Raw genomic sequence first — 17,109 nt, forward strand, 5'->3', positions numbered from 1 at the left:
ATTGTTGAAGTTCGTCGGTAGCGCGCTCGCGCTGGTTCTCGCCGCGCCCGTGTTGGCGCAAGCGCCCGCGACGCCCCCCGCGTCGCCGCCCGCGGCCACTTCGGCAACCGCTGTCACCTACATCCACGCCGGGCAGTTGCTCGACCGCCCCGGTCGGCCGCCGCGCGGGAACAGCACGATCATCGTCCGCGACGGTCGCGTGGTCGAGGTGCGCGACGGCTTCGTCGCCCCGCCCGCGGGTGCGAAGCTGGTCGATTTGTCGCGCCGTTTCGTGCTGCCAGGCCTCACCGACATGCACGTCCACCTGTGGGGAATCGGCGGCGATCCGATGCGCGCGCGCCTTGCCGAGGCGACGCAGGACGAGGCGGACGACATGATGGTCGCGCTCGCCAATGCGAAGCGGACGTTGGCGGCGGGCTTCACCACCGTGCGCGATCTCGGCGGCAGCCCGCGTGGGCTTCGCGCACTGCGCGAGGCGGTGGAGCGCGGCGACGTCGAAGGACCGACGATCGTCAACGCGGGCACGATGATCTCGGTGACCGGCGGGCACGGCGACGGCACCAATGGCTTGGCCGAAAGCTTCGCCGATGCGGTCCACGCGCATCAGATCAACGTGTGCGACGGCCCCGACGATTGCCGCCGCGCGGTGCGCAAGCAGGTCGGATTGGGCGCACAGGTGATCAAGTTCGCCGCGACTGGCGGCGTGCTGTCGAACGTCTCAGGCGGCCTCGGCCGCGCGATGACGCCCGAGGAGATGCGCGCGATCGTCGAGACCGCGCACGCGCTGGGGCGCAAGGCGACCGCGCACAGCCACGCCGCCGAAGGAACCAAGGCCGCGCTTGAGGCGGGCTGCGATTCGATCGAGCACGCGAGCTATCTGGACGACGAGACGATCCGGCTGTTCAAGACGAAGGGCGCCTATCTGGTTCCGACCGAGATCGCGCCGGTCGCCGCCCTCGCGCAGGCACGCTCGGGCGCGCTGCCGCCCGCGACGATCCCCAAGGCCGAGGCCGCGGCGGCGGCGATGCACGCCAACCACAAGAAGGCGTGGGCGGCGGGCGTCAAGTTCGCGTTCGGCACCGATTCGGGCGTCTCCAAGCACGGCGACAACGCAACCGAGTTCGCTTATCTGATCGACCTCGGCATGACGCCCGCGCAGGCGATCGCGAGCGCGACGGTGGCGGCCGCCGACCTGCTCGGCCGCGACGACATTGGCACGCTGGAGCCGGGCAAGCGCGCCGACGTAATCGCGGTCACCGGCTCGCCGATCGAGGACGTCCGCCGGTTGGAGCGGGTCGACTTCGTGATGCATCGCGGACAGATCGCGAAACCGGTCATCGACTAACGCTTGAGTGGGCGCGCCCGGTCGCTTAGACGCCGCGCCCACACCCATCAGGGTTAACCGGCCGAACCCCGCTGCGCACTCGCGCGGCAGGGCGCGCGGCCTATTCTTTCAAGGAACGAACACATGGCTGAAGAGCGGGGCGAGGGCATGGGCGGCGGTCAGGTGGCGGCGGACGAGCTGCGGCTGCTGATCGAGCGCGCCGAGCGGCTGGAAGAAGAGAAGAAGGGCATCACCGACGACATCAAGGACGTCTTCTCGGAGGCGAAGAGTCGCGGATATGATGGCAAGGCGATGAAGAAGATCATGGCCATTCGTAAGAAGAAGCGGGAGGAATATCAGGAAGAGGAAGCGATCCTTGAGGTGTACATGCAGGCGCTGGGCATGATCTGATTGCGCTGCGGCGTCTGTCAGTCAGGCTGAGACGCCGCCCTTTGGTACTCATCAGTCGTCATCTGGTCGCCGCCCTTTAAAGCGTTGATTACGGCACGGGTTTCTTCGACATGCCCTCGGAAGCTGGCGATAGAGCTGGCAATCACGTGCTCCATGCTTGCCGCTGTCCAAGTGAATCCGGCCTCGACATCGGCGAGCATACGTTCATTGACGATAAGCTCCGACGCGTTTTTAGGATGTGTGATGCAATTCCGGATGGCAGTGGCTTCTTGAAGCTTCTGCCAGCCGGGGTGGGTATACATGAGCGTGAAACCAGGAGCGATCAGCGCAGTTTGTTTGGCGATCAGCCTTATCATGGCGCGCAAAGTAACGAATCGGATTTGCTCCACCAGTTCGCCGTTGTCTGCGACGAAGTAACTTTTCTCTCGTAACGCCATTGACGCTGTAGGCGTGAGTACGTGCATCTTCTCGGCTACTTCGTGCACGTGTTCACGGGCAAGCCAGACCAATCCCTCAATGGCGGCGAACGTCGTCCGGACAAGATTGCGTCGCACAGCTTGCGAAGCACCAGTCGCGACCTCTCGGCGAGCCTCAATCACATCCTCAATCAGCAGCCTCGCAAGGTGCGTGGCACCGTCATCAATGTTAGTCGATCCACTCACGCCGCTTCCGCCGCAGCGGTCGTCCATCCAAGGTGCGGGATGGTGATCGAGCGCTTGCCCGACAGGTCAACGCGGCTGACGAACAGCTCGCGGTTCTCGATATAGCCGATCAGCCGGCGCACGCGCCCGAGCGAGCTGGTGCCATAGGTGTGCGCCAGTTCCTCGTCCGACGGGCACGGCCGTCCCTCACGCGCGGCGCGCGCGACGAGCAGGAAGGCGCCCATCATGTCCTCGGGCAGCGTGTCCGCTAGGCGCAGCGCGTCGGCCCATTCCTCCGCCGCGACATCGAAGATGCCCGCGCGCGCGCAGCTCAGCCGGCGGGTGAAGGCGGTCAGGTCCATTGCAGGCCGCGCGAGCCCGGCCATGCGGCAGCGGACCTGAAAATCTTGGAACAGCACCGACGCGGGTCGCCCGAACGCTTCCGGGTCTGACACAACGCCGCGCAGCGCCTCGGCGTATATCGCCTCCACCTCGTCCTCGCTGCGCTCCGGACCTGCGGTCGCGGCCACGCTGGCGGCGGGGCTGCGCGACAGGTCGGACGCCACCTCGTTGGCGGGCACGCGGCGCGGGCGCGGCACGTGCGCCATCGGCAGCTCGGGCGCGTCCACCACCGGCTCGATGATCAAGTCGGCGAGTTCGAGCGGCTTGGCGCTCGGCAGCGGCACCAGCTTGGGGCTGGAGGACCGCGCCGAGGTTTCGACCTCGCCGATCCGCACGCTCACCGGACGGCGCGAGACGGCAGGGCCGAGCGCCATGAAGGTGCCGCGCGGCAGGTCGCGGATCGCCTCCGCCTGCCGCCGCTCCATACCGAGCAGATCGGCCGCGCGCGCCATGTCGATGTCGAGGAAAGTGCGTCCCATCAGGAAGTTGGACGCCTCAGCGGCGACGTTCTTCGCGAGCTTGGCGAGGCGCTGCGTGGCAATGACCCCGGCGAGCCCGCGCTTGCGCCCGCGGCACATCAGGTTGGTCATCGCCGACAGGCTTGCGCGGCGCACGTCCTCGGCCACCTCGCCGCCGGTGGTCGGCGCGAACAATTGCGCCTCGTCGACGACGACGAGCGCCGGGTACCAATGCTCGCGCGGCGCGTCGAACAGCGCCGACAGGAAAGCGGCGGCGCAGCGCATCTGCCCTTCCGCCTCCAGCCCCTCCAGGCTCAGCACCACCGAGGTGCGGTGCGCGCGCAGCCTGCCCGCAAAGCGCTCGATCTCGGGCACCGAATAATCCGCCGCCTCGATCGCGACATGGCCGTAAGCACCCGAAAGCGTGACGAAATCGCCCTCGGGATCGATCACCACCTGCTGCACCTGACCCGCCGAGCGTTCGAGCAGGCGGCGCAGCAGGTGCGATTTCCCCGACCCCGAATTGCCCTGCACGAGCAAGCGCGTCGCCAGCAATTCCTCAAGGTCCATCGCGACCGGCGAGCCACGCTCGTCGAGCCCCATGTCCACGCGTACCGTCATGGCGGTGCCTGTGCCCGGCGCGTGTGGCGGGAGCAAGGCCGCGACTCGGTCCGCCACGGTTGAGCGCAGCGCCCGCCCGCTCTAAGAGCCGAGCAACGTTTCAGTTTGCAGGGTTACGATGGCCGGCCATTCCAAGTTCAAGAACATCATGCACCGCAAGGGCGCGCAGGATAAGAAGCGCTCCAGCATGTTCTCCAAGCTCAGCCGCGAAATCACGGTGGCGGCGAAGATGGGCCTGCCCGATCCCGACATGAACCCGCGCCTGCGCGCCGCGATCAACGCCGCCAAGGCGCAGTCGGTGCCCAAGGACAATATCCAGCGCTCGATCGACAAGGCATCGAAGGGCGACACCGAGAATTACGAGGAAATCCGCTACGAGGGCTTCGGTCCGGGCGGCGTGTCGCTGATCATCGAGGCACTGACCGACAACCGCAACCGTACCGCGACCAACGTGCGCACCGCGGTGTCGAAAAATGGCGGGAACCTCGGCACCGCGGGCTCGGTCAGCCACGGCTTCGACCGTGTTGGCCTCATCACCTATCCGGCGAAGGCAGGCGACGCCGACAAGGTGTTCGAGGCAGCACTTGAGGCGGGGGCCGAGGACGTGACCTCGACCGAGGAAGGCCATGAGGTTTGGACCGCGCAGGGCGATCTGCACGAAGTCGCGAAGGCGCTGGAGCCGGTGCTGGGAGAATTTGAGGGTGCGAAGCTTGCATGGCGGCCGCAGACGATGGTCGAGGTCAGCGAGGGTGACGCGGCGACGCTGTTCAAGCTGATTGACACGCTCGACGACGACGATGACGTGCAGACGGTCTGGGGCAATTACGAAGTGTCCGACGCGGTCATGGAGAAGCTCGGCTGATGGAGCGAGTGGGGGTCAAGCCGCTCATCATCCTCGGCATGGACCCCGGGCTCGGCACCACCGGCTGGGGGGTGATCCGTGCCGAGGGCAACCGCTTGACCCACGTCGCCAACGGTCAGATCAAGACCGACACGACGATGCCGCTGGCGCGCCGGCTGTGGAATCTCCACTCCGCGCTGATCGACGTGATCCGCGCGGAGAAGCCCGACAGTTCGGCGGTCGAGGAGGTGCTAGGCAACAGCAACGCGCAATCGACGCTCAAGCTGGGGCAAGCGCGCGGCGCGGTGCTGCTCGCGGCGGCCGCGTCCGGGTTGATCGTGGGCGAATACCACCCCAGCGCGGTGAAGAAGGCGGTGGTCGGCACCGGCGGCGCGGAGAAGCGCCAGATCCAGGCGATGCTCGGTCACCTGCTGCCCGGCGCGAAGCTCGCCGGACCGGACGCCGCCGACGCGCTCGCAGTCGCGATCACCCACGCGCACCACCTCGCAAGTCAAGAAGGCATGATGCGGCGGGCGAGGGTGATGGCCTGACCTTCTTGTCTCCGTCACCCTGAACTCGTTTCAGGGTCCATCTTCGCGGGGGCACGATGTCGCTCGGTCGGACTTGCAGTCGCCGCAGCGCCCGCAGCGTCATTGTCGGTGACAGTCTGTCCGACCTGACGTCATGGGTCCGAATCATCCGCATTCCCACTCCCGCTCCGCTCGCGTTCCTGTTAGGTTCCGCCGCATGACCTTGCCCCGGCCCCGCACCCGATGATCGCGCACCTGAAAGGTCGGCTCGAATCGACTGGCATCGACCATGCAGTGATCGACGTCGGCGGTGTGGGTTACCTCGTCGGTGCCTCCGCGCGCACGCTCGCGGCGCTCGGCCCCGCGGGCGAGGCGTGCGTGCTCCACACCGACCTGCTCGTCGGCGAGGATTTCCTGCGGCTGGTCGGCTTCGCGACCGCGGCCGAGCGCGACTGGTTCCGGTTGCTGACCGGCGTGCAGGGGGTGGGGGCACGTGTCGCGCTCGCGATCCTGTCGGCGCTCGAGCCCAACGACATCAGCCGCGCGGTGATGGCGCAGGACAAGGCAACGGTCGCGCGCGCCAACGGCGTCGGGCCGAAGCTCGCCGAGCGGATCGTGCGCGAGTTGAAGGACAAGGTCGGCGGCATCGCGATCGGCCCCGCCGCGGCGGCGCAGGTGGTGCCGGCGGGTGCGGGCGCGGACGCGGTGTCGGCGCTGCTCAACCTCGGTTTCCGCCCCGCCGAGGCGAGCGCCGCGGTGGCGGCCGCCGAGGAGGAACTGGGCGACACCGCGACGCTCGACGCGCTGGTGCGGCTGGCACTCCGAAAGGCGGCGAAATGAGGCGACCAAAGGCATTCGGCTTCGACGTGTTCGGCACTGTCGTCGACTGGCGGACGAGCATCGCGCGCGAGAGCGCCGGCTTCCTCGCGCGGATCGGGCGCGGCGACCTCGACGCCGAGCACTTCGCCGACGCGTGGCGCGCGCGCTATCAGCCCGCGATGGCGAAGGTGCGCGAGGGTGGGCGCGACTTCGTGATCCTCGACACGCTCCACTGCGAGATGCTGGTCGACCTGCTGCGGCACCATGGTGTCGACGTGGACGCGCTCGACCCCGCGCTCGTGACCGACTGGTCGCACGCGTGGCACCGGCTCGCCCCTTGGCCCGACTCGGTCGCAGGGCTGGCGCGGCTGCGCGCGCTCGCCCCCGTCGTCACGCTGTCGAACGGCAATGTCGCGCTCATGATCGAGCTGTCGCGCCGCGCCGGGCTGGAGTGGGACGCGATCCTCGGCGCCGAACACGCGCGCGCGTTCAAGCCGTCGCGCGAGGTGTACCTGTCCACCGCCGCCGCATGCGGGGTCGAGCCGAACGACTTCTGCCTCGTCGCCGCGCACCACAGCGATCTGGCCGCGGCGCGGAAGGCGGGGTTGATGACCGCCTATATCGACCGGCCGATGGAATATGGCGGCGCATCCGCGCCCGACCGCGATCAGCGGCAGGACTGGGATTACGAGGCCGACAGCCTCACTGCGCTCGCCGCGCAACTGGAAGTGCCTAAGTGACCGATACCGAACGCCTGCTCACCCCCGCCAGGCGCCCCGAGGACGTCGACGCGGCGCTGCGCCCGCGCAGTCTCGACGATTTCGTCGGGCAGAAGGCCGCGCGTGAGAATCTGCGCGTCTTCATCGACGCCGCACGTAGCCGCGGCGACGCGCTCGACCACGTGCTGTTCTTCGGGCCGCCGGGGCTGGGCAAGACGACGCTGGCGCAGATCGTCGCGCGCGAGATGGGGGTGGGCTTCCGCGCCACCTCCGGTCCGGTGATCGCCAAATCGGGCGATCTCGCCGCGCTGCTGACCAATCTCGAGGACGGCGACGTGCTGTTCATCGACGAGATCCACCGGCTCCAGCCCGCGGTCGAGGAAGTGCTCTACCCCGCAATGGAGGATCGCGCGCTCGACCTGATGATCGGCGAAGGGCCGTCGGCGCGCAGCGTGCGGATCGATCTGCCGCGCTTTACGCTGGTGGGTGCGACGACGCGGCAGGGATTGTTGACGACCCCGTTGCGCGACCGCTTCGGCATTCCGCTTCGCTTGCAATTCTACTCGGTCGACGAACTGACCCGCGTCGTGACCCGCGCCGCCGGGTTGCTCGACATGGGTATCGCACCCGATGGCGCGGCCGAGGTCGCGCGCCGCTCGCGTGGCACGCCGCGCATCGCCGGGCGGCTGCTGCGCCGCGTGCGCGATTTCGCCAGCGTCGCGGGTGCGGCGGTGGTCGACGCCGACGCCGCCGACCGCGCGCTCAACCGGCTGGAGGTCGACCAGCTCGGGCTCGACGCGATGGACCGCCGCTACCTTCACATGATCGCCGACGTGTACCGCGGCGGCCCGGTGGGCGTCGAAACGCTCGCCGCCGGCCTGTCCGAGCCGCGCGACACGATCGAGGAGGTGATCGAGCCGTATCTGATCCAGCTCGGCCTGATCGCCCGCACCGCGCGCGGGCGGTTCCTGAACGCGGGCGGGTGGAAGCACCTCGGCCTCAACCCGCCGACCGGCAGCCAGGATGGGCTGTTCGACGCGGGGTAGCGGCAGGGCGCGCGTGCTGGCATGTGCCGATTGCGCCTGTTGTCCCCATTCATCGAGCGCACTTCAACGACGGCCTGAGCAGGAGAACAAGCGTGCTGTTTCACACCATGGTCGGATCGAACGACATCGAACGATCGAAGCGCTTCTACGACAAGGTGCTCGGGACGCTCGGCGCTGGCGAAGGGGCGCGGAACATCGCCGATAGTGGTCATACGCGGCTGATCTACAATGATGGCAGCGGAACCAACTTCATCGTCAGCCAGCCGATCAACGACGAACCGGCAACGATCGCGAACGGCAGCACCGTCGCTTTTTCGTGCAACTCACCCGAGCAGGTGAAGCAGCTTCATGACACGGCGATCGCCAATGGCGGCACCACGATCGAAGCACCACCCGGTCCGCGCCACACCGCATCCATGGGCACGATCGAGCTCGCCTATTTTCGGGACCCCGACGGCAACAAGCTCTGTGGGATCCATTTCCCTCAGTAAGCACGAAGGTCGCATGCCGGCCTGAACGCTGCCCGTCTCCGGCGGGGATGGGCGGCAAGCGTGTTGCCAGAAGAAAGCCAAACAACCGGCCGGCATGTCTGCGTCCGTCAAAAGCGGACCTTTGCACCATTGTCTCAGACCAAGCCGAGAAAGCGGGCGCAACGCGACCGGGGCTTCCGCCGCACCGGGCTCGGCAACGCGCGTGAACGATCGGTCGGCATGCGGCGGCGGCGCAGGCACGTTAATAGTCGGTCGGATTTGATCGTACGGACGTAGCGTGCGCTCATCGTCGCATTCACGGCTCGTGCCTGCACCCGACCGAGCAAAACGCCGCTGTCCTACACGCGCCCGACCGGGCAGGGCGACGCGATGACCACCAGTGTTCACACATTCTCCGCCCCCGCGCAGGCGGGCGCGCGCGGGCGGGGGAGCCTCCACTTCCTCCACTTCGCGGCTCCACTTCGTGCCAGACCTGACGGAGCCGACCTGACGCCGCTGCGTTGAGCGCTTCTACCATTCGAGGAACCCCGCATGTCGCACTCGCACACGCCGCCCGTGCCCAAGGACAATCAGTCGCCTTATCCGATCCACGAGCCGCCGCATCCGCACGCCGCATCCGCGCCGACCGATCGCCCGGTCGCCAAGACCCCCGACAAGCACGACCATAACCGCTCGCTCGCGATCGGGGCCGCGATCGGGATCGGTGCCGCCGCGCTCGCGCTGGCTGCGGGCGTGTTCATGCTGGAAGAGCGCGACAAGCCTAGGCCCAAGAAGCCCAAACCCGGCCACAAGGCCAAGCACAAGGGCGAGGGCAAGCCCAAGCCGAAGCCCGACCACGACGCCAAGCACGCCGCGTGACCGCTTGGGTGCCGCCAACGATATGTTGCGTGGCACCCGCCACCCGCGTCTGTTAGCCTCTGGCCATGCCTGTCTCCGCCGCCGCCTCTGCCCGTGAAATCCTGACCCGCCTGCACGACGTGATGGCCGCGCGCAGCCCGGCGCAGTCGAAGCTCAACCAGGTGGTGGAGATCATCGGCGAGGCGCTCGATAGCGAGGTCTGCTCGATCTACCTGCTGCGCGAAGGCGTGCTGGAACTGTTCGCAACCCGCGGGCTGGCACCGGAGGCGGTGCACGTCACCAAGCTGGCGATGGGCGAGGGGCTGGTCGGCACGATCGCCGAGCAGAACGAAATCTTGAACCTCGACGAAGCGGCGAGCCACCCCGATTTCGCCTACAAGCCCGAGACGGGCGAAGATCGCTATCACAGCTTCGCGGGGGTCCCGATCGTCCGGCGCGAACGCTCGGTGGGCGTGCTGGCGGTGCAGCACGCCGATCCGCGTCGCTACGCCGACATCGAGATCGAGGCGTTGCAGACGGTGGCGATGGTCTTGTCCGAGCTGATCGCCAATGCCGGGCTGATCGACCAGGGCGGGCCCAAGGACCGCGTGCAGTCGACCGCGACCGTCCGCATTTCGGGCCAGAAACTGGTCGACGGCATGGCGGCGGGGTGCGCGGTGTTCCACCAGCCGCGCGTGACGATCGAGCACACCGTCGCCGAGGACACTGAGGCCGAGCGCCACCGCGTCTATGCCGCGTTCGACAAGATGCGCGAACAGATCGACCGCATCGCGCGCGAGGCCGAGTTCGGCGTCGGCGACGAACATCAGGAGGTGATCGCCACCTACAAGATGTTCGCCTACGACGAGGGTTGGGCGCGGCGGATCAACGAGGCGATCGACAGCGGCCTGACCGCCGAGGCCGCAATCGAGCGGGTGCAGCAGCGCACGCGCCAGCGCATGCGCCAGATCGACGATCCGTTGTTGCAGGACCGGATGCACGACCTGGAGGATCTGTCCAACCGGCTGCTGCGAACCGTGTCGGGCCAGATGGGCACCGCGGCGCAACTGGGGCTCAGGCAGGATACGATCCTGATCGCGCGCAACCTGGGGCCGGCCGAACTGCTCGAATACGATCGCCGACGGTTGAAGGGCGTGATCCTGGAGGAAGGATCGCTGACCGCGCACGTCATCATCGTCGCGCGCGCCATGGGCGTGCCGGTGCTGGGGCGCGTGCGCGACGTGCGCCGCACGATCGCGGAGGGCGATCTGCTGCTGCTCGACGTGACCGAAGGCTCGGTGCTGGTGCGTCCGACGCTGCCGATGGAGGAAGCGTTCGACGCCAAGCTGCTGCTCCGGCAGAAACGCAAGGCCGCCTACGCCGCGCTGCGCGACCTCGCACCCGAGACGCGCGACGGGCACCGCGTAACCGTGATGGTCAACGCTGGGCTGCGCGACGACGTCGCCGCGCTCGACGTGACGGGTGCGGACGGGATCGGGCTGTTCCGCACCGAATTCCAGTTCCTGGTGTCCGCCACGCTGCCGCAGCGCGAGCGTCAGCAGCGGCTCTACCGCGAGGTGCTGGATGCCGCAGGCGACCGCCCGGTCGTGTTCCGGACGGTCGACATCGGCGGCGACAAGGCGTTGCCGTACCTCGTTGCCGATTCGGCCGAGGAGGAGAACCCTGCGATGGGCTGGCGCGCGCTCAGGCTCGCGCTCGAGCGCGACGGGTTGATGAAGGCACAGGCACGCGCGCTGCTGGAGGCAGCGGCGGGGCGCACGCTCAACGTCATGTTCCCGATGGTGAGCGAGGCATGGGAGTTCGACGAGGCCAAGGCACTGTTCGAGGCGCAGCGCGACTGGATCGCCTCGCGCGGGCGACGCTTGCCCGTCGAGATCCGCTACGGCGCGATGCTGGAGGTGCCGAGCCTGGCGTACCAACTCGACCTGCTACTGCCCAAGGTGCAATTCCTCTCAATCGGCACCAACGACCTGACGCAATTTCTATTCGCCGCCGACCGCGCCAATCCCAAGCTGGCCGAGCGCTACGATTGGTTGTCGACCTCGATCCTGCGCTTCGTCCGGCTCGTGTCGGATCAGGCGCGTGCCGCGGGCGTGCCGGTGGCGGTGTGCGGCGAGATGGGCGGGCGCCCGCTGGAGGCAATGGCGCTGATCGGGCTCGGCATCGACCGATTGTCGATCACCCCGGCGGCGGTCGGCCCGATCAAGGCGATGATCCGCTCGCTCGATCACGGCGCCCTTCAGGCACGCATGGTCGATTTGCTCGATCACCCCACGCGTGACATGCGCGCGGTGCTGGCCGATTGGGCCGCGTCGCAAGGCGTCGAAATGGCGTGATCGCGCGCCGGGCCGGGTGACGGCTCGGTTGACACTAACCGGCGTGTTTGAAAGACGCGTAACAGTGGCGGCGATACCGAGCATCGCGGCACGCTGGAGAACAAGATGGGCGACGGCGACTTGGGCGAGAAGGCGAGCGCGAAACCGGCATCGGTCGGCCAGCGGCTCCTTGCCGCGCGCGAGGCACAAGGGCTGTCGCTGCCCGAGGTGGCGGTGCGCACCCGCGTGACGCAGCGTTTCCTTGAGGCGATCGAGACCGGTCGGCTGCAGGAGCTGCCGTCGTCGACCTACGCGGTGGGCTTCGCCAAGGCGTATGCGCGTGCGGTCGGGCTCGATCAGGTGGCAATCGGCCGCGACATCCGCGAGGAGATGAACGCGCCCGGCGCTGTGCAGCGCCCGCAGCACCACGTGCAGGAGATTGCCGACCCGGCGCGCGGGCCATCGCGCGGGCTGGTGATCGTCGCACTCGGGCTCGCGCTCGCGGTGCTGATCCTGGCGCTGCTGTGGTTCACCACCGACGTGTTCCGCGGCACGAGCGAGCAGCCGAGCACGCCCGCGGGCGATGCGCAGGTGTCGACCGCAGTGCCCGCCCCCACGTCTGCGCCGACGCCCGTCGCGACAACGGGACCGGTCGTGCTGACCGCGGCCGACGAGGTGTGGCTGCGCGTCTACGATGCGGCGAACGCCACGTTGTTCCTGGGCACGATGAAGCCGGGTCAGCGGTTCGAGGTGCCGGCCAACGCCAACGAACCGATGATCAACGTCGGCCGTCCAGACAAGCTGCAGATCACTGTTGGCGGGCGCGCGGTTCCGCCGCTCGGCGACGGCAGCCGTCCACTCAAGGACATCCGCATTAGTGCGGCGGCACTGGCGGGTCGCGCAACGGGTACGGCGCCGCTCGCGACGCCGACCGATGCCGTATCGGCATCGCGCACGCAGGCGCGCTCGACCGTCAATAGGCGCAGCGGCACGCTACCGCCCGCCTTCGCCTCGCCCGCCGGTGGCGACGATGAGGCAGCCCGCGCCAACCGCGCCGCGGCCGGCGATGCGGCGGCGCCCAGCGCGGCAAGCACGCCGTCGGTGCAGTAAGCCGCTTCAGCCTATGGACAGGTGAACGCAACTAGTTACCACGCATGATGATCGATGGTCGGGGGCGACGCATGAACGGATTACGCTTGAGTGCGGGGCTCGCCGCGGTCGGGGCGCTGGCGGTGACGACGGTTCCTGCGACCGCGCAGTCGAACGTCGAGGGCCGCGTCGGCAAGCTGGAAAGCGAGATGCGCGCGGTGCAGCGCAAGGTGTTCCCCGGCGGCAACGTCGCGCTGGTCGAACCGCAGATTTCGCCCGAGGCGACGCGGACGGTGCCGAACGGCGTGCCCGCGACCAGCCCGGTTACCGACCTGTCGAACCGCGTCACCGCGCTGGAACAACAGATGGCGACGATGACCGGTCAGATCGAGCAGACGCAATATCGTCTGCGTCAGATCGAGGATCAGTTCACCGCGTACAAGAAGGCGACGGACGCGCGGCTCGCCGCGCCTGCTGCAGCGTCGGCCGGCACGGCGGATCCGGCCGAGACCGCGCCGCCGACGCGCAGTGCCGCTAGGGCTGCGGGCGACACCGCGCCGGGGCGCGCCGCCGATGCCAAGCCTGCCGAGCCGACCCGCAGTGCGCGCGCGGCGAGCGTCGAGAAACCGGACACCGGCGACGCGGCCGAGGACGCCTATACCTATGGCTTCCGCCTCTACACCGCTAAGATGTATTCGGAGGCCGAGACGCAGTTGAAGCAGGTGGTCGCGACCTATCCCAAGCATCGTCGTGCCAGCTATGCGCAGAATCTGCTCGGGCGCAGCTACCTCGACGAAGGCAAGCCGAGCCTCGCGTCGATCGCCTTCTACGACAATTACAAGAAGTTCCCCGAAGGTGAGCGTGCGCCCGACAGCCTCTACTATCTCGGGCAATCGCTGACCAAGCTCAACAAGCCGGCCGATGCGTGCAAGGTCTATGGCGAGCTGACCGATGTTTACGGCGACAAGATTTCCGCCAGCATGAAGGCCGACGTCGCCAAGGCGCGTGTCGCCGCCAAGTGCAAGTAACGCGCCGCTGACGCCATCGTGCGCGCCTGACGCTGCGGCGGTCGCGCGCTTCGCCGACGATCTCGCGCGCGTGCTGCCCGCCACGTCGGCGCCGCTGCTGGTCGCGGTGTCGGGTGGACCCGACAGCATCGCATTGCTGCTGTTGGCGCATCGGCTGCTCGGATCGCGCTGCATGGCCGCGACGGTCGACCACGGATTACGGCCCGATGCAGCGGGGGAGGCGGCGTGGGTCGCTGAATTGTGCGCGGCGCTGGGCGTGCGACACGCGGTGCTGACCGGTGCGTTGCCCGAACGCGACGGGCGCACGCGCAACGTGTCGGCGCGGGCGCGTGCGCTGCGCTACAACCTGCTGCGCGCGCATGCTGACGCTATCCAGGCGGCGGCGATCGCGACCGCGCACCATGCCGACGATCAGGTGGAGACGCTGGTGATGCGGTTGAACCGCGGCGCAGGGCTCGCTGGGTTGGCCGGGGTGCGCGCGCGCGGCGACCGCGTGATCCGACCGTTGCTCGGCTGGCGGCGCGCCGAACTCGCCGCGATCGTCGCCACGAGCGGGATCGCGCCGGTCGACGACCCCAGCAACCACGACCCGCGCTTCGATCGAGCCCGGCTGCGGACTGCGATCGGCGCGGCGCCGTGGATCGAGGCGGCGGCATGGACGCGGAGCGCGCGGGCGCTGGCCGATGCGGAGACAGCACTCGAGTGGACGGCCGATCGGCTGTGGCAGGAACGCTGCGAGGTGACGTGTGGCGCGGTTGCGTTGTCGCCCGCCGGATTGCCGTTCGAGCTGCAACGCCGCTTGGTCGCGCACTGCGTCACGGCGATCGACCCCGACAGCGAACCGCGGGGAAGCGCGGTCGCCGACGCGGTCACCGCGCTCTCCCGCGGCGGCTCGGTGATGCTCGGCAATGTACTGTGTCGCGGGCTGCGTGACGCGCGCGACGAACCGGTGTGGCGCTTCGCCGAAGCGCCACCGCGTCGATCAACGTGAACGGCCTTGTTCCATTGCCATTAACCCCGCCACGCCTACATATTCGTGGACGAAAGGCTCCCGAATGAACGACAACGACAAGCAGCCAGGCAACAACGGTGAGAACGGCGGCGCGAATGGTGGCGGCGGTCCCAATCCATGGATGAAAAGCCTGCTGATCTGGGTAGGCATCCTGCTGACGCTCGCCGTGGTCGTCACGATGTTCGACGGTCGTACCAGCGGTGCGCAGGGCAACACGGTTGCTTATTCGACCTTCCTCGACAAGGTCGATGAGGGCACGGTCAAGACGGTCAACGTCAGCCGCGACATGATCACTGGCACCTTTTCCTCGGGCGATCGCTTCCGCACCTATCCGGTGCAGGATTCCGGGCTGATCGAGCGGCTGCGCAAGGCGGGCGTCGAGGTCGCGGGCAAGCCTGAGGAAGGTCCGTCGATCTGGCAGTACATCCTCGTTCAGGCACTCCCGTTCCTGCTGTTCCTCGGGATCGCCTTCTTCGTGCTGCGCCAGATGCAGAAGGGCGGCGGTGCTGGCGGCGCGATGGGCTTCGGCAAGAGCCGCGCCAAGATGCTGACCGAGAAGCACGGCAAGGTGACGTTCGACGACGTCGCCGGCATCGACGAGGCGCGTGCCGAGCTGACCGAGATCGTCGAGTTCCTGAAGGACCCGACCAAGTTCGCACGACTGGGCGGGAAGATTCCCAAGGGCGCGTTGCTGGTCGGCTCGCCCGGCACCGGCAAGACGCTGCTCGCACGCGCAATCGCGGGTGAGGCAGGCGTGCCGTTCTTCACCATCTCGGGCTCCGACTTCGTCGAGATGTTCGTCGGCGTCGGCGCCAGCCGCGTACGCGACATGTTCGAGCAGGCGAAGAAGTCCGCACCCTGCATCGTCTTCATCGACGAGATCGACGCGGTGGGTCGTCATCGCGGGGCGGGCCTGGGCAACGGCAACGACGAGCGCGAGCAGACGCTCAACCAGTTGCTGGTCGAGATGGACGGATTCGAGGCGAACGAAGGCATCATCATCGTCGCGGCGACCAACCGCCCCGACGTGCTCGATCCCGCGCTGCTGCGTCCGGGCCGCTTCGATCGTCAGGTGGTCGTGCCGCGCCCCGACATCGACGGTCGCGTAAAGATCCTCGAAGTGCACATGAAGAAGGTGCCGCTGGCTGCTGACGTTGATGCGCGCGTGATCGCGCGTGGTACGCCGGGCTTCTCGGGTGCGGACCTCGCCAACCTCGTCAACGAGGCGGCGTTGATGGCGGCGCGCAAGGGCAAGCGACTGGTCGCCTCGGCCGAGTTCGAGGAGGCCAAGGACAAGGTCATGATGGGCGCCGAGCGCCGCAGCATGGTGATGACCGACGACGAGAAGCGCATGACCGCCTATCACGAGGCCGGCCACGCCGTCGTCGCGATGCACGAGCCTGCGTCCGATCCGATCCACAAGGCGACGATCATTCCGCGCGGTCGTGCCCTGGGCATGGTGATGCGCCTGCCCGAGCGCGACAGCTACAGCTACCATCGCGACAAGATGTACGCGAACCTGGCGGTAGCGATGGGCGGCCGTGTCGCCGAGGAGATCATCTTCGGTTACGACAAGGTGTCGTCGGGTGCCTCCGGCGACATCCAGTACGCCACGGGTCTGGCGCGCGACATGGTCACCAAGTGGGGCATGTCGGACAAGGTCGGTCCGGTCGAATACGCCCAACCCGAGGGCGAGAGTTTCCTGGGTTACTCGTCGTCGCAGCCAGTGCGGATGTCGAACGCGACTGCGCAGCTTATTGACGACGAAATCAAGGGCATCGTCGAGGGCGGCCTGTCGCGCGCGAAGCAGGTGCTGAGCGATCACATCGACCAGCTACACGCACTCGCGGGTGCGCTGCTCGAATATGAGACGCTGAACGGCGAAGAGATCAAGCGGCTGATCGCGGGCGACGACATCGGTCGGGTCGACCAGGGTCCGAAGACGGCGGCGGTGCCGAGCGTCGGCACCTCGATCCCCAAGACCAAGCGGCCGACTGGTCCGTTCGGAAATCCGTCCCCCGCGGGTGCCTGACACTCGCCGAGCGGATGACACGAGAAAGGCCGCGGGAGGGTTCCTCCCGCGGCCTTTTGTTTGCTCACCAACGATCAGCTGGCATGTACCGGCTGATCGGATACGTCAGCGGCAGCGCTTCTTGGCAGTGATGGTGCGGTCGATCGCGCGCCCGCCCAGCGCACCCGCCGCGCCGCCCGCAACCGTGCCGAGCAGACCGCCGCCGACCGCGTTGCCGAGCACTGCGCCACCGACACCGCCCGCGACCAGCCCGGTCGTGCCGCTCGAATAGCGGCAACGACGCACGCGGTTACGACGATAGCGCGAGTCCTTGCCGCGATACTCGCGCGCTTCGGCCTTGCCCGTCGGAGCGACCACGGCCGCCGTCGGAACGGCCAGACCAGCGGCCGCAAGGGTGAGCAGGAACTTGCGCATGGTAGAAAACTCCCTGAGGTGATGGTGCGTCCGGTAACGCGGCCGACCGCCACAGGTT

At 68.1% G+C, this 17,109-nt stretch carries 18 protein-coding genes; 15 read left to right on the forward strand and 3 right to left on the reverse strand.

Features of this window, described 5'->3' with window-relative positions; translation table 11 throughout:
• Window positions 1-4: 4 nt before the first annotated feature.
• Together HRV97_RS06145 and HRV97_RS06150 are read left to right on the forward strand one after the other, a co-directional pair.
• Complete coding sequence (locus tag HRV97_RS06145) at window positions 5-1,345, forward strand: metal-dependent hydrolase family protein (protein WP_281356785.1); 1,341 nt, start codon at window positions 5-7, stop codon at window positions 1,343-1,345.
• A 147-nt stretch (window positions 1,346-1,492) separates the two neighbouring features.
• Window positions 1,493-1,735, forward strand: coding sequence for a DUF2312 domain-containing protein (locus tag HRV97_RS06150; RefSeq protein ID WP_223176677.1), 243 nt, complete (start codon window positions 1,493-1,495; stop codon window positions 1,733-1,735).
• Window positions 1,736-1,752: 17 nt separating this feature from the next.
• Here the strand turns inward: HRV97_RS06150 and HRV97_RS06155 are convergent, their stop codons facing one another.
• Both HRV97_RS06155 and HRV97_RS06160 read right to left on the reverse strand, forming a co-directional pair.
• Window positions 1,753-2,424, reverse strand: a complete 672-nt coding sequence (locus tag HRV97_RS06155; RefSeq protein WP_174193068.1) for a hypothetical protein — start codon at window positions 2,422-2,424, stop codon at window positions 1,753-1,755.
• Window positions 2,394-3,857 (reverse strand): ATP-binding protein, encoded by a 1,464-nt coding sequence (locus tag HRV97_RS06160; protein WP_174193070.1) that lies wholly within the window; start codon window positions 3,855-3,857, stop codon window positions 2,394-2,396. Before HRV97_RS06160 ends, HRV97_RS06155 begins: the two co-directional genes overlap by 31 nt.
• Before the next feature lie 118 nt (window positions 3,858-3,975).
• Here HRV97_RS06160 and HRV97_RS06165 point away from each other — a divergent pair, with 118 nt between their 5' ends.
• The 13 genes from HRV97_RS06165 (at window position 3,976) to ftsH (ending at window position 16,637) form a co-directional block, all read left to right on the forward strand.
• Window positions 3,976-4,719, forward strand: a complete 744-nt coding sequence (locus HRV97_RS06165; protein WP_174193072.1) for a YebC/PmpR family DNA-binding transcriptional regulator — start codon at window positions 3,976-3,978, stop codon at window positions 4,717-4,719.
• Entirely contained in the window at window positions 4,719-5,249 is a 531-nt protein-coding gene (gene ruvC, locus HRV97_RS06170) for a crossover junction endodeoxyribonuclease RuvC (protein WP_174193073.1), read from the forward strand. The genes HRV97_RS06165 and ruvC overlap by 1 nt, the downstream gene beginning before the upstream one ends.
• Before the next feature lie 222 nt (window positions 5,250-5,471).
• Window positions 5,472-6,068: a Holliday junction branch migration protein RuvA gene (gene ruvA / locus HRV97_RS06175; RefSeq protein ID WP_174193075.1), complete on the forward strand. Its 597-nt coding sequence runs from the start codon at window positions 5,472-5,474 to the stop codon at window positions 6,066-6,068.
• The gene (locus tag HRV97_RS06180; protein WP_174193076.1) at window positions 6,065-6,787 is read left to right on the forward strand and encodes a haloacid dehalogenase type II; all 723 of its coding nucleotides are present in this window, start codon (window positions 6,065-6,067) and stop codon (window positions 6,785-6,787) included. Before ruvA ends, HRV97_RS06180 begins: the two co-directional genes overlap by 4 nt.
• On the forward strand, window positions 6,784-7,812 hold the full coding sequence (gene ruvB / locus HRV97_RS06185) for a Holliday junction branch migration DNA helicase RuvB (protein ID WP_174193077.1): 1,029 nt from the start codon (window positions 6,784-6,786) through the stop codon (window positions 7,810-7,812). The genes HRV97_RS06180 and ruvB overlap by 4 nt, the downstream gene beginning before the upstream one ends.
• 107 nt (window positions 7,813-7,919) lie before the next feature.
• Window positions 7,920-8,303, forward strand: coding sequence for a VOC family protein (locus HRV97_RS06190; RefSeq protein WP_223176679.1), 384 nt, complete (start codon window positions 7,920-7,922; stop codon window positions 8,301-8,303).
• Between the two features lie 369 nt (window positions 8,304-8,672).
• The gene (locus HRV97_RS17630) at window positions 8,673-8,807 is read left to right on the forward strand and encodes a hypothetical protein (protein ID WP_281356786.1); all 135 of its coding nucleotides are present in this window, start codon (window positions 8,673-8,675) and stop codon (window positions 8,805-8,807) included.
• A 27-nt stretch (window positions 8,808-8,834) separates the two neighbouring features.
• The gene (locus HRV97_RS06195; protein WP_174193079.1) at window positions 8,835-9,161 is read left to right on the forward strand and encodes a hypothetical protein; all 327 of its coding nucleotides are present in this window, start codon (window positions 8,835-8,837) and stop codon (window positions 9,159-9,161) included.
• Window positions 9,162-9,226: 65 nt separating this feature from the next.
• Window positions 9,227-11,497, forward strand: a complete 2,271-nt coding sequence (gene ptsP, locus HRV97_RS06200; RefSeq protein ID WP_174193080.1) for a phosphoenolpyruvate--protein phosphotransferase — start codon at window positions 9,227-9,229, stop codon at window positions 11,495-11,497.
• A 105-nt stretch (window positions 11,498-11,602) separates the two neighbouring features.
• Window positions 11,603-12,586 carry a helix-turn-helix domain-containing protein gene (locus HRV97_RS06205; protein WP_174193081.1) on the forward strand — a complete coding sequence of 328 codons (984 nt, stop codon included), beginning with the start codon at window positions 11,603-11,605 and terminating at the stop codon, window positions 12,584-12,586.
• 71 nt (window positions 12,587-12,657) lie between these two features.
• Window positions 12,658-13,593: a tetratricopeptide repeat protein gene (locus HRV97_RS06210; RefSeq protein WP_174193083.1), complete on the forward strand. Its 936-nt coding sequence runs from the start codon at window positions 12,658-12,660 to the stop codon at window positions 13,591-13,593.
• A complete protein-coding gene (tilS, locus tag HRV97_RS06215) occupies window positions 13,571-14,584 on the forward strand; it encodes a tRNA lysidine(34) synthetase TilS (RefSeq protein ID WP_174193085.1) in 1,014 nt (337 codons plus the stop codon). Before HRV97_RS06210 ends, tilS begins: the two co-directional genes overlap by 23 nt.
• 64 nt (window positions 14,585-14,648) lie before the next feature.
• Window positions 14,649-16,637: an ATP-dependent zinc metalloprotease FtsH gene (gene ftsH / locus HRV97_RS06220; RefSeq protein ID WP_425505736.1), complete on the forward strand. Its 1,989-nt coding sequence runs from the start codon at window positions 14,649-14,651 to the stop codon at window positions 16,635-16,637.
• A gap of 105 nt (window positions 16,638-16,742) precedes the next feature.
• Here the strand turns inward: ftsH and HRV97_RS06225 are convergent, their stop codons facing one another.
• Window positions 16,743-17,051, reverse strand: a complete 309-nt coding sequence (locus HRV97_RS06225) for a hypothetical protein (protein ID WP_174193086.1) — start codon at window positions 17,049-17,051, stop codon at window positions 16,743-16,745.
• Window positions 17,052-17,109 lie beyond the last annotated feature (58 nt).

Origin of the sequence: Sphingomonas hominis (assembly GCF_013328205.1) — a bacterium.
GTDB classification, from domain to species: Bacteria; Pseudomonadota; Alphaproteobacteria; order Sphingomonadales; family Sphingomonadaceae; genus Sphingomonas; species Sphingomonas hominis.

What these genes read in the sequence shown, in the direction of transcription:
- HRV97_RS06150 (WP_223176677.1), top strand. Translation starts at nt 1,493, where the DNA reads ATGGGCGGCGGTCAGGTGGCGGCGGACGAGCTGCGGCTGCTGATCGAG.
- HRV97_RS06155 (WP_174193068.1), bottom strand. Translation starts at nt 2,424, where the DNA reads ATGGACGACCGCTGCGGCGGAAGCGGCGTGAGTGGATCGACTAACATT.
- HRV97_RS06160 (WP_174193070.1), bottom strand. Translation starts at nt 3,857, where the DNA reads ATGACGGTACGCGTGGACATGGGGCTCGACGAGCGTGGCTCGCCGGTC.
- HRV97_RS06165 (WP_174193072.1), top strand. Translation starts at nt 3,976, where the DNA reads ATGGCCGGCCATTCCAAGTTCAAGAACATCATGCACCGCAAGGGCGCG.
- ruvC (WP_174193073.1), top strand. Translation starts at nt 4,719, where the DNA reads ATGGAGCGAGTGGGGGTCAAGCCGCTCATCATCCTCGGCATGGACCCC.
- ruvA (WP_174193075.1), top strand. Translation starts at nt 5,472, where the DNA reads ATGATCGCGCACCTGAAAGGTCGGCTCGAATCGACTGGCATCGACCAT.
- HRV97_RS06180 (WP_174193076.1), top strand. Translation starts at nt 6,065, where the DNA reads ATGAGGCGACCAAAGGCATTCGGCTTCGACGTGTTCGGCACTGTCGTC.
- HRV97_RS06190 (WP_223176679.1), top strand. Translation starts at nt 7,920, where the DNA reads ATGGTCGGATCGAACGACATCGAACGATCGAAGCGCTTCTACGACAAG.
- HRV97_RS17630 (WP_281356786.1), top strand. Translation starts at nt 8,673, where the DNA reads ATGACCACCAGTGTTCACACATTCTCCGCCCCCGCGCAGGCGGGCGCG.
- HRV97_RS06195 (WP_174193079.1), top strand. Translation starts at nt 8,835, where the DNA reads ATGTCGCACTCGCACACGCCGCCCGTGCCCAAGGACAATCAGTCGCCT.
- ptsP (WP_174193080.1), top strand. Translation starts at nt 9,227, where the DNA reads ATGCCTGTCTCCGCCGCCGCCTCTGCCCGTGAAATCCTGACCCGCCTG.
- HRV97_RS06205 (WP_174193081.1), top strand. Translation starts at nt 11,603, where the DNA reads ATGGGCGACGGCGACTTGGGCGAGAAGGCGAGCGCGAAACCGGCATCG.
- HRV97_RS06210 (WP_174193083.1), top strand. Translation starts at nt 12,658, where the DNA reads ATGAACGGATTACGCTTGAGTGCGGGGCTCGCCGCGGTCGGGGCGCTG.
- ftsH (WP_425505736.1), top strand. Translation starts at nt 14,649, where the DNA reads ATGAACGACAACGACAAGCAGCCAGGCAACAACGGTGAGAACGGCGGC.
- HRV97_RS06225 (WP_174193086.1), bottom strand. Translation starts at nt 17,051, where the DNA reads ATGCGCAAGTTCCTGCTCACCCTTGCGGCCGCTGGTCTGGCCGTTCCG.